The organism is Candidatus Dormiibacterota bacterium (genome assembly GCA_035635555.1).
GTDB lineage: Bacteria > Acidobacteriota > Polarisedimenticolia > Gp22-AA2 > Gp22-AA2 > Gp22-AA3.
On the sequence record DASQAT010000013.1, the window covers coordinates 127,875 to 139,169 of the forward strand.

An 11,295-nucleotide genomic window follows, 5' to 3' on the forward strand; every position below is an offset into this window, starting at 1 on the left:
TCGAGATGGAAACCAGGAACACCGATGGAGCCGAAGCCGTGAAGCCGGGAGCTGCCGATTTTCTGAAGCCGGCTCCCCCGGACGTACTCGCCGAGCTCGACGAGGTCGCTGCCGTCGGGCGTGCACGGCTTGCTTCGCTGGATCCGGAACTCGCGGACGCCGTGGGGTTCACGCACTTCGACACCTCGTCGAGCGAGGACAATCTCCTCACGGTGCTCTTGACCCGTGACGACCTAAACCGCCTCGCGTCCCAGACGCTCGTGCGGATCAAGTCGCGCGATGACAAGCGCTCCTACTTGGGGGTGGTCGTGAGAGGTCCGTTCTCGGAGCCCGATGCTGTGGCGCCCAACTCGACCATGGCCGTGGGCGTCATCGTGCAGGGCAAGAAGGTTCAGTACACGTTCGACTACCACGGGCGCGCCGAGGTGGAGATCCTCGGCGAGGAGAGCGGAGACAACCTCGTGCCGCCACGTTACCGGCCGCGGCCGAAGAGTCCCGTCTACGTCATCGACGAGGAGGAGAGCGCTCGCATCCTCGGGGTGGGCGGCGACCTCTGCCTCGGGCAGGTCGTCGGCTACCAGAGCATGGAGGCGAGGATCCCGTCGAAGGAGAAGTCGGTGCTACCGCGCCACACGGCCGTCATCGGCACGACGGGCGGCGGTAAATCGACGACGGTCGCGTCGCTCATCCACCGTGCGCAGGAGAGCGAGATCGCGACCGTCGTGTTCGACGTGGAGGGCGAGTACACGCACATTGACGAGCCGACCGACCACGCCCCAATGCTCGACGCGCTCAGGGGACGTGGGCTCAAGCCGCAGGGTGTGCGCGAGCTGCACATCCTCCACCTGACGGGGCGTGAGACTACGAACCCCACGCACAAGAACCGTCACCCGTTCGCCTTGAAGTTCTCAAGCCTCTCGCCGTACGCGATCGCTGAGATCTTGGAGATGTCCGACGCCCAGCAGGAGCGATTCCTGCGCGCCTACGACGTGACAAAACTACTCCTCGGTGACTTCCGCATCTTCCCGTCGAGCGATGCCGAGGCCCGCGAGGCCCTCGAGGTGGACGAGCTGACGACAGGCTACCCTCGGATGACCATCCATCACATCCTCGACGTGGTGAGCGCATATATCCATAGCCTCAGTGACGGGGGCAAGGCCGAGGCGAAGGGCGAATCAAAGGGGGGCGGCCCACGTCGGAGCGGCTCGGCCATGGAGGCCCTCGGCGCTGAGAGCGAGGAAGATGCCACGGCGGCCAGCAGCCTCCAGCTCTTCAGCGAGTTCAAGACGAATCCGTCGAAGGTGCGCCAGCGAGTCGCCGTGCAGCCCAGCAAGAGCGAGATCAGCTGGAAGGCCCTGGCGGGCAAACTCCACCGGTTACGGCGGCTGGGCATCTTCGACGCCCGCAACGTCGCCGGCGTTGAATACGCCGCGATGCTGACGTCCGGACGCGTGTCTGTGATCGACCTCTCGGACACAGACTCCCCGCAGCTCAACAACCTCGTGATCGCGGACATTCTGCGCGGTCTCCAGGATGCGCAGGAGGAGCGCTACAAGAAGGCGGCCGCGGCCGGGACACGCGTCGTGCCGACGCTGATCATCATCGAGGAGGCGCACGAGTTCCTATCGGCCAACCGAATCGCGCAGATGCCCGTGCTCTTCCAGCAGGTGGCCAGGATCGCCAAGCGTGGTCGCAAACGGTGGCTCGGCTTGGTCTTCGTCACGCAGCTGCCGCAGCACCTGCCCAACGAGGTGCTCGGCCTGGTCAACAACTTCATCATCCACAAGATCACCGACAGCATGGTCATCAGCCGCATGCAGAGGACGGTCGGGAGCATTGATCAGAGCCTCTGGAACCGGGTCCCTCGCCTCGCACCGGGGCAGGCGCTCGTCTCTTTCGCGAGCTTCGCGCGCCCGCTCATGGTCGCGATCGACCCCGCGCCGTGCAAGCGTCTGCTGGTGGAGTAGGTAGTGGACGCCGCTCTCAACACCAAGACCGCGTTTGTCGACCTTCCTGACCTTCCTTTCATCAGCGCAGGGAAGGAGACCGGCAAGATCCAGGTCCGCATCAGCTATCGCATTATCGAGCTCTTCTCGGAGGGCCTTTACTCCAGCCCGAATAAGGCAGTCGAGGAGCTCGTCTCGAATGCCTTCGACGCCGGCGCGACGAAAGTCCACGTGATTCTTTCCCCCGACCGTACCGTTCCTGACGCCGTTATCGCAGTGATCGATGACGGTACGGGAATGCAGCCCGACGACCTGCGCCGGCACTGGCTGATCGGCGTGAGCAACAAGCGGGAGCTCAAGAAGCCACCCAAAGGGCGAAAGCAGATCGGCAAGTTCGGGATCGGGAAGCTCGCGACCTTCGTGCTCTCGAGCCACCTGACCCACGTCTGTAAGGTCGATGGGAAGTTCTTCGCGACAACGATGAACTACTCACAGATCCCTCAGGGGCAGGGCAGAGGAATCCACGCCGAGGACATCGTCGAGTTGCCGCTGCGCGAGCTCACCGATGCGGAAGCGAAGGCGGCGCTGTCGCCGATCATCCAGGGCTCGAAGCTCGGCTACCGAGCTATCAAGCTTTTCGGCAAGGGGGCCGCGCCGACGTGGACCGTCGCCATCATGTCGGGCCTGAAGGACATGGCGCGAGAGATCAAAAAGGGCCGCCTGTCGTGGGTGCTCCGAACAGCGATGCCGCTCCGCGACGATTTCAAGCTGTACCTCGACGGCGACGAGCAGGCGCCGTCGAAGGCGGCGACACCCCCACTCAAGAAGTGGGTCCTCGGGAAGGATCTCAAGAGTTTACCCAAGCCCGCCCCAGAGGACCTCGAGGTCACGGTCGCCAAGAAGGTCCCACCCGAGCAGCACTACGGCCTCACGCACCCAAAGCTCGGTCGCATAACGGGATACGCGGAGGTTTACGAGGGGCTTCTCACTGAAGGCAAGTCGTCCGAGATCGATCGCAGCCACGGCTACTTCGTCTACGTCTGCGGAAGGCTCATCAACCTCGGCGACGAGCTATTCGGCATGGAAGCGCTGCGGCACGGGACGTTCGCGCGCTTCCGGATGGTCGTCCACATCGACAGACTGGACGATGAGCTCCGCTCGTCACGAGAGGCCCTCCGCGAAGGAACGCTCGTTAACGTCGCTCGGAACATTCTCCACGCGGTGTTCAACCATGCCCGGAAGTGGCTCGAGGAACACGACGCCAAGCAGGCGCCAGGCAGGCGCGCCACGGGGCAGATTGCCGATAGCCCGTGGAGTCTCACGCGTCGCCCCCTCATTGGGCTTCTCGCCGCGGCACTCGAGGGGAAGGTCGCGCCCCGCTACCTCAGGTATCCCACCAACCTCGGCAAGCCAGCGAGGCAGAAGCTGCTCGAGGTGCTTCAGCAACGAGCCGAGAGCGACGAAGGCCTCGTTCTCAAGACGGAGCTGGCGGAACTGTCTCAGGATCAGGGGTTCGCCGTCCTCGACATCGAAAGTGGGACACTCCAGATCAACACCTTGCATCCGTTCGTTGCCGCGCACCGGGAAGATTATGAACGCGGGAGAGAGACTCTGGGCTTGCTCGCGATGGCAGAGGTCCTCACCGAAGCTCATCTCCACGAAGTTGGCGTCGGACCAAGCATAGTGGCCGAGGTCATGAGCCGGCGTGATGAAATGCTCAGGCATTTCGCGCGATCTATGAAGCGCACTGCTTACATCGTCGCGCAGGCCGTCGAAGATGCCAGCACTGACGAGAACAAGCTCGAAGAAGAACTCGTCGCGGCGTTTGACAGCATTGGCTTCAATGCCGTGCGCATAGGTGGAAACGGGAAGCCCGATGGCAAGGCCGAGGCACCACTGGGTGCGGGAGGCGGCGGCAAGGAACGACGCTACGCGGTTTCCCTCGAAGCCAAGAGCAAGGAGATGCTCGGGAAGAAGGTGTCCGCAAAGACCGTGGGCGTTTCGACGGTGGCGCTTCACCGGGACGAGTACGGCTGCGACCACGCCATAGTTGTCGGTCCAGACTTTCCGACTGGCGAAGGCGAAGGCGCTTCGCTTGTGAAACAGCTGAAGGCGGACAGAGCGAAGACCGGCAAGACGATCACCGTCGTCAAGACCGTAGACCTGGCCCGTCTCGTTCGCCTCGTGCCTGTCAAAGGCGTTGGCCTCGACCGGCTTCGGGATCTCTTCCAGAACTGCGCAACCCCAGAAGAGGCCAAGAAGTGGATCGACGGCCTGCTGGCCGAAAAACCGAGCAAGCCGCCGTACAACGCGATTCTCGACACGATTTGGGCTCTCCAAGACGACGTTCCCGCGGAGGCCGTCGAATTCGCCGCCGTCACCACCGCCCTACGGAAGGACAAGCAGATCGAGATCAAGAAGGCGGAACTCATCGATCTCTGCAGGGCCATGTCTAGGATGAACCCCCACGTGGTAGTTCGCGACAATACGGTGGAGCTGACTCAACGCCCAGACCGCATCCTGGAGGCGGCCGGTGCCGTGCTTCGCCAGTTTCCTGAAGAGGAGCAGAAGAGCACCATCTTCAAGGCGGTCAAGAAATGACGCTTCTACGGCTTGACGAGATCGAGAAGAACTTCGGTCCGCAGCCTGTTCTGAAGCATTCGCCCCGAGCCGCGCGAGGATGGCGGCGGCAGGTACCTGCGGTTGGGAGGAAGCTTTCTGCGGCGCTGCCGCGCGATCTCAAAGCCATGACGCTCGCCAAGGCAGGTCAACGCGCCCGAGTTGCGAACGTACACGCCCCGCATCGTGCAGTCGCCCACGACCAAAACTGCACGCCCGCCTCGTACGAGAACCCGGCGCAACTCGCCCATCATCTTGTCCATGTCGGCCACGTATCGCCCCAGCAACTTCTTCTGACGGAGAGAAAGACGATCGAGATCGCCCATGCGGCCCATCGCTCGGTTGATCATAGTGTCTTCAATATCGGCACCCGCAGAGACCTCGGTTCCGATGTTCGCGGCCCTGACCCGGCGAAGGGCACCTACCGCGTGTCCCATCCACACGAGCGAGAACTTGTGACCACGAAGGTAGTCGATGGCGTTGAGGTAAGGCGGGGACGAGACCACAACATCGATCGTTGAAGCCTCCAGTGGAAGGCTCCGCGCGTCAGCCATTTTTACAATCGCGCGCGAGCCGACTTTTTCGACCGCGTTGAACGGCGTGGCGGCAAGTACAACTCGCACAGCCCGCAAGAAGTGGTCGAGGGGGCGGATGACGCTCTTGCCCAAAACCTTGTGCGGGCGGCTGTGCGCCACATCGAGCGCTAGAGAGGCACCGGCCTGCTTCGTGATGATCATCCGCGAGAACGCGCACCAGAGAACGTCCCGGAGCGGTTTGGTCGGGACGTCGGAGATCGCTTGTGCGAGAGCGGCGAGCTGGCGGCGGTTGGTCTCGTCGAACCAGTACCGGACGAACGCGCGAGTCTCTTCGTCGGCGCCGGCGGGATATGCATCCCGAAGCGACAGGCGGGGTGCCCGCTGCTTTGCGACGTCGTGCGCTCGCTCAGCCATGCGGAGGGTCGATGACTCGTTCGTGTCCCCGCACCAGACCCGAGCCAGCAGAACCGCGAGGGGATCTGTGTCGAAGCCGATCGATTCGTGCCCGAGAGTTCGGGCGACCACGAGGGTAGTACCCGACCCAGCCATCGGGTCGAGAACGCGAAGGGGTCGGCCGCTCGACCGGCGGAGTTCGTTCCAGGGGATGGATGCTGCCATCCTCGCGGGGAAGGGATGAATCGGGCGGGGGATCATTCCTCTGGTCTGCATCTGCACCTTTTCCTGGCCACGGAATCAAGCGCGCAGAGCAACGGGCCCTACCGTGAAATCAAGCGCCGTCCGAGATCCAAGTTGATAAGACGGTTAGATGAGCGCTTGAACGCTTATCCCGAAGGTCTTCGCGACGCTCGCCAACTGCTCATCGTCTTCAAGGTTGACCGTGTCGCCCTTCAGTGCCTTGCAGAGAAACCGTTCTGGCATCAGGAGGTCAGCGGCGAACTGATTAGCCTGCATTTCTTTGAGATCAGTCCCCTCGGCCTCAGCGCGCCCCGGCCAGAGAGCGCTGGTCGAGGTGCGTGCGGTTGCGGCCGGCCCCCTTGGCGCGGTAGAGGGCGTCGTCGGCGGCCTTGACCAGATCCTCGGGACGCTGGATCCGGTCGTTCAGGGGGAAGGTCGCGACGCCGGCCGAGACGGTGATCCGGATGATCGGCTCGGGGGCGTCGGCGCCGTGGAAGCGGTCCGCCTCGGTGACGCGACGGATCCGCTCGGCGAGACGCTGGCCATGCACCGCGGTCGTCTGGGGGAGGAGGGCGACGAACTCCTCCCCCCCGTAGCGGGCGATGATGTCGGTCTCGCGCGACGAGCGCACCATGATCTCGCCGAACCCCTTCAGGACGCGATCCCCCGCCGGGTGGCCGAAACGGTCGTTGACCTCCTTGAAATGGTCGATGTCGAACACCGCCAGGGTCAATCGGTTTGCGTAGCGCCTCGCCCGCTTGAACTCATCCGTCAGCCGCTCCATGAAGTGGCGGTAGTTGTAGAGGCCGGTCTTCTCGTCGAACTGGATGAGGTGGGCCATGCGCTCGTTGGCCCGCCTGAGCTCGTCGTTGGCCTGCTCCAGGGCGCGGAACACCTCGCGCTTCTTCAGCATCGTGCGGACGCGGGTCTCGACCTCCTCGTACTGGAACGGCTTCATGATGAGGTCGTCGGCGCCCGTGTCGTCGAAGATGGCGGAGCGGCGGGTGTCCTCGCGGCCGGTGAGGACGATGACGGGGACGGTGGGGTCCCCCCTCTTCAATTCGCGCGCCACGCTCAGGCCGTCGACTTCGGGCATCACCTTGTCGACGAGGACGAGATCGGGCGGGTCCTGGCGGGCGATGTCGAGCGCCTCGCGGCCGTCACGCGCGCAGCGCACGTAGTAGTCCTGGGCCGACAGCCACTCGCGCAGCAGGCCGAGGTTGTCTTCCCTGTCGTCCGCGATCAGGATCTTGTAGTGATTGCCGTCACCCATGTCAGTCCATCTGCTTCCTCAGGAACGTGGGCACGTCGAGCTCGTCCTGAAGCGACGCGTAGCCGGTGACCGCCCCCGCGTCGGCTGTGCGGGCGGTCGCCTGCGGGACGGGCGGGCGCCTGAGGAAGGTCGGCGAGTCGAGATCGCGCCCCGGGCGCGCCTGGGCGTCGGTCGCCATGGGGCGCGGGGAGTAGCCGCGCTGCGCCGCGGCCGTCGCCGCCGCGACCTGGACCTCGGCGGCCTGGCGGCCGTCGCGGTTGAAGCCGGTGGCGATCACGGTGATCTTCACTTCGTCGGTCATCGCCTTGTCGATCACCGTCCCGAAGATGATGTTCGCCTCGGGGTCGGCGGTGCGCTGCACCAGGCTCGAGGCCTCGGCCACCTCGTGCAGGGTCATGTCGGTGCCGCCGGTGATGTTGATCAGGATGCCGCGTGCGCCGTCGATGGTCGCGTCTTCGAGAAGCGGCGACGAGATGGCGCGCTGCGCCGCCTCGATGGCGCGGTTCGGTCCGGAGGCCACGCCGGTCCCCATGAGCGCCATCCCCATGCCGCTCATGATCGTCTTGACGTCGGCGAAGTCGAGGTTGATCTCGCCCGGGATGGTGATGAGGTCGGAGATCCCCTGCACCGCCTGGCGCAGGACGTCGTCGGCGAACAGGAACGCGGCGCCGAGCGGCATCGCCTTGTCGACCGAGTTCAGGAGCTTCTCGTTCGGGATGCAGATGACGGTGTCGACCGCCTCCTGCAGCTCGTGCAGCCCCTGGTCCGCCTGGTCGCGGCGCTTCTTCCCCTCGAAGCCGAACGGCTTGGTGACGACGGCGACCACGAGCGCCCCCAGCTCCGAGGACAGGCTGGCGATGATCGGGACGGCGCCGGTGCCGGTGCCGCCGCCCAGGCCCGAGGTGATGAACACCATGTCGGCCCCCTGCATCGCCTCGATGATCTTCTCCGAGTCCTCGAGAGCCGCCTGGCGCCCGATGTCGGGGTTGCTGCCGGCCCCCAGCCCCTTGGTGAGCTTGGCGCCGATCTGGATCTTCAGCGGGGCGCGCGAGCCCTTCAGCGCCTGGCAGTCGGTGTTGGCGACCATGAACTCCACCCCCTGCAGGTTGGTGGAGATCATGCGGTTGACGGCGTTGCTGCCGCCTCCGCCCACTCCGATTACCTTGATGTTGGCTCCGACGGCCTTGTTCTCGTCGAAGGACAGCCTCAACGCGGCCTTCGAGTGCTTGTCGTCCATCAGGATCATGCGGGTCTCCTCTAAAAGAGTTCGCTCAGCCAGCCTCTCACCATGTCGCCCATGCGGGAGAGGACGAAGGGATGGTGCAGTTTCTGCGGGACGCTCTGGCGCCGCCGCGCGCCGTACAGGGTCAGTCCGACCACCGTGCTGTGCTGCGGCGTCGCGACGGTGTCGGAGATGCCGCCGAGACCGGACGGCGAGCCGCGCCGCACCGGCACGTTCAGGCAGCGCTCGGCCATCTCCTGGATCCCCTCCAGCATCGAGCCCCCACCCGTCAGGACGACACCGGCGTGGATCGAGCGGTCGAAGTTGCTGCGCGCGAACTCCTCGGCGATGAGCGCGAAGATCTCCTCGACGCGCGGCTGGATGATCTCGCACAGGAGAGTGCGCGACAGCACGCGCGGCTTGCGGCCGCCGACGATCGGCACCTCGATCGTGTCCTCGTCCCCGACCAGAGAGGCGAGGGCGCAGCCCCGGTTCTTCTTGAGCCTCTCGGCCTCGGGGATCGGGGTGCGCAGGCCCACCGCGATGTCGTTGGTGACGTGCTCGCCGCCCGTCGGCAGCGCGGCGATGTGGCGGATGGCGCCGCGCTCGAAGATCACCAGATCGCTGGTGCCGGCGCCGATGTCGATGAGCGCCACCCCCATCTCCTTCTCGTCGGGGGTCAGCACGGCATCGGCCGCGGCGAGCTGCTCGAGCACGACCTCTTCAACTTCGACGCCGGCGCGGTTGACGCTGTTGACCAGGTTCTGCGCGGCGGTGACCGAGGCGGTCACGATGTGCACGTTCGCCTGCAGCTTGGAGCCGGTCATGCCGGCCGGGTCGTGGATGCCGTCCTGGTCGTCGACCATGAACTCCTGCGGCAACACGTGGAAGATCTCGCGCTCGGGCGGGATGTTCACGGCGCGCGCGGCGGCCAGGACGCGCTGCACGTCGTCGCGCGTGACCTCGTGGTCCCGTCCGGAGATGGCGACGACTCCGCGGCTGTTCAGCCCGCGGACGTGCGCCCCGGCGACGCCGACGAAGGCCCGGTCCACGGAGCAGCCGGCCATGAGCTCCGCCTCCTCCACCGCCTGCTTGATCGAAGAGACGCAGGCGTCGAGGTTCACCACGACCCCCTTGCGCATTCCGCGCGAGGGGGCCGAGCCGAAGCCGACGATGTCGATGGCGCCCGCGTCCCGGGGCTCGGCGATCAGGACGCAGACCTTGGTCTGGCCGATGTCCAGTCCCACGAGGTGGGTGCTGGGTCGTGGCATGTCAGTCTCCCTTCACGGCGACACGAGGTCGGAACGCGATGCGGTCCCGGAACCTCAGATCGACGTACGCGCCGTCGCCGAAGTCCGTGGCGAGGTAGTCGCGCAGCGTCAGATAGCGGTCGAGATTCGCTCCAAAATCGCTCGGATTGAGGCGCACCGACGGCCCCCCCTGGTTCAGCCGCAGCTCCAGGCGGTCGTCGCGCGACAGGTCGATCTCCGAGATGTTCTTCGCCAGGTCCCGCTGGTTCTCCTGCAGCCAGGCGACGAGCCGGACACCGCGCTGCATCTGCGCGCGCGCGCGGGCGGCGTTCCGGTCGTCCAGACCGACGAGAATCGGCCAGGAGTAGTCCTTCGTCTGGCCGCCGAAGGGATCGATGGCGACCCCCTCGTCGTCCACCAGCCACACCCGGTCGCGCAGCAGGGCGAGCCCTCCCGGCGCGCGCTCCTCGATGGCGCAGAAAATACCGTCGGGCAGGACGCGCTTGACGACGGCCCGCTTCACCCAGCGCCGCGCCTCGAGGTCCCGCCCCAGCCGCGCCGGATCCAGCCGGAACAGGTTCCGGCCCATGGCCCGCGACAGCGATCGGCGCAGCTCCCCCTCCGGCGCGTAGCGCGTCTCGGAGAACTCGATCCGCCGGAGCCGGAAGCGCTGGGAGTGGGTCAGGTAGTGCCGAGCGCCGTACGCCGACCCGCCGAGGAGCGCCGTGCCGAGGACCAGGGCCGTGAGGACGGCTCCGCCAAGGCCGCGGCGGCGCTTGCGGAGAGCGCCGCTCCGGTCGCGTCGGAGGATGCGCAGCGGCTCGGTGTCGGCGCCGGCGCGCGTCGCGTCGATCGATCCCGTGGCGGGACGAAGGCGCTTCATCTCCAGACGATCACCTCCGTCTCGAGCGTGATGCCGGTCTTCTTGCTCACTTCGTCGCGCACCCTGTCGATGAGGAGGAGGACGTCCCGGAACGTGGCCCCGCCCCGGTTGACGATGAAGTTGGCGTGCACGTCCGAGACGACGGCACGGCCGACGGCCGTCCCCTTCAGGCCGCTCTGGTCGATGAGACGCCCGGCGTGCCCCTCCTCCGGGTTCTTGAAGATGCAGCCGGCGTTCTTCGCACCGGTCGGCTGGGTCGACACACGGTGGTCGTGGTAGGCGCGCATCCGCTCGCGCACGCGCGCCGGGTCGTCGGGGAGGAGATGCAGGGTCGCGGCGGCGATGAAGCGGTCGCCGACTCCCGGGCTGCGGCGGTAGGCGAACGTTCCCGCTCCGGCCGCCAGCTCTTCGATACGCCCCTGGCGGGTGATCGCCGTGAGCGAGGCCACGGCGTTGCCGAACATCCCCTCGTGCCAGCCGGCGTTCATGCGCACGCAGCCGCCGACGCTCCCGGGGATCCCCTCGGCGAACTCGATCCCGGACAGACCGGCAGCGGCCGCCCGCTTGACCAGGCGCGGCACCGGGTAGCCGGCGCCCGCCAGGACCTTGTCACCCTCGATGCCCGGCTCCTCCTGGAGCGACTCCGACGAGATCACCACGAACGACGGCCCCTCGTCCGCCACCAGGAGGTTCGAGCCGGCGCCCAGGAAATCGAACGGCACCCCGGCCTGGAACAGACGCTCCATCACGGGCGCCAGCTCCTCCGGCCGGGCCGGCGCCAGCAGGAGAGGCGCCTCGCCGCCGACTCCGAGCGACGTGCGTGTCCTGAGCGGCACGTCGCGCAGCACGCGCACGGGCGACTCCCTGAGGATCGCCTCCGCCTCCGTCATCCAGTGCTTCACGGCCGTCATCGGCATCGTTCCCGGGCCT

8 protein-coding genes are annotated in these 11,295 nt (G+C 66.3%); 2 read left to right on the forward strand and 6 right to left on the reverse strand.

Annotated features, from left to right (window positions below):
• Window positions 1-5 precede the first annotated feature (5 nt).
• Entirely contained in the window at window positions 6-1,967 is a 1,962-nt protein-coding gene (locus VEW47_03850) for an ATP-binding protein (protein HYS04305.1), read from the forward strand.
• A 3-nt stretch (window positions 1,968-1,970) separates the two neighbouring features.
• Window positions 1,971-4,547 (forward strand): ATP-binding protein, encoded by a 2,577-nt coding sequence (locus VEW47_03855; protein ID HYS04306.1) that lies wholly within the window; start codon window positions 1,971-1,973, stop codon window positions 4,545-4,547.
• Window positions 4,548-4,552: 5 nt separating this feature from the next.
• On the opposite strand, the gene VEW47_03860 is transcribed toward VEW47_03855, so the two are convergent.
• The 6 genes from VEW47_03860 to murB all read right to left on the reverse strand — a co-directional run bounded on the left by VEW47_03860 (window position 4,553) and on the right by murB (window position 11,276).
• Window positions 4,553-5,515: a hypothetical protein gene (locus VEW47_03860; GenBank protein HYS04307.1), complete on the reverse strand. Its 963-nt coding sequence runs from the start codon at window positions 5,513-5,515 to the stop codon at window positions 4,553-4,555.
• A 523-nt stretch (window positions 5,516-6,038) separates the two neighbouring features.
• Complete coding sequence (locus VEW47_03865) at window positions 6,039-7,010, reverse strand: diguanylate cyclase (GenBank protein HYS04308.1); 972 nt, start codon at window positions 7,008-7,010, stop codon at window positions 6,039-6,041.
• Window position 7,011: 1 nt separating this feature from the next.
• The gene (ftsZ, locus tag VEW47_03870; GenBank protein HYS04309.1) at window positions 7,012-8,247 is read right to left on the reverse strand and encodes a cell division protein FtsZ; all 1,236 of its coding nucleotides are present in this window, start codon (window positions 8,245-8,247) and stop codon (window positions 7,012-7,014) included.
• A 20-nt stretch (window positions 8,248-8,267) separates the two neighbouring features.
• Window positions 8,268-9,503, reverse strand: a complete 1,236-nt coding sequence (gene ftsA, locus VEW47_03875) for a cell division protein FtsA (protein ID HYS04310.1) — start codon at window positions 9,501-9,503, stop codon at window positions 8,268-8,270.
• A 1-nt stretch (window position 9,504) separates the two neighbouring features.
• Window positions 9,505-10,365 (reverse strand): FtsQ-type POTRA domain-containing protein, encoded by an 861-nt coding sequence (locus VEW47_03880; protein HYS04311.1) that lies wholly within the window; start codon window positions 10,363-10,365, stop codon window positions 9,505-9,507.
• A complete protein-coding gene (gene murB / locus VEW47_03885) occupies window positions 10,362-11,276 on the reverse strand; it encodes a UDP-N-acetylmuramate dehydrogenase (GenBank protein HYS04312.1) in 915 nt (304 codons plus the stop codon). The genes VEW47_03880 and murB overlap by 4 nt, the downstream gene beginning before the upstream one ends.
• Window positions 11,277-11,295 lie beyond the last annotated feature (19 nt).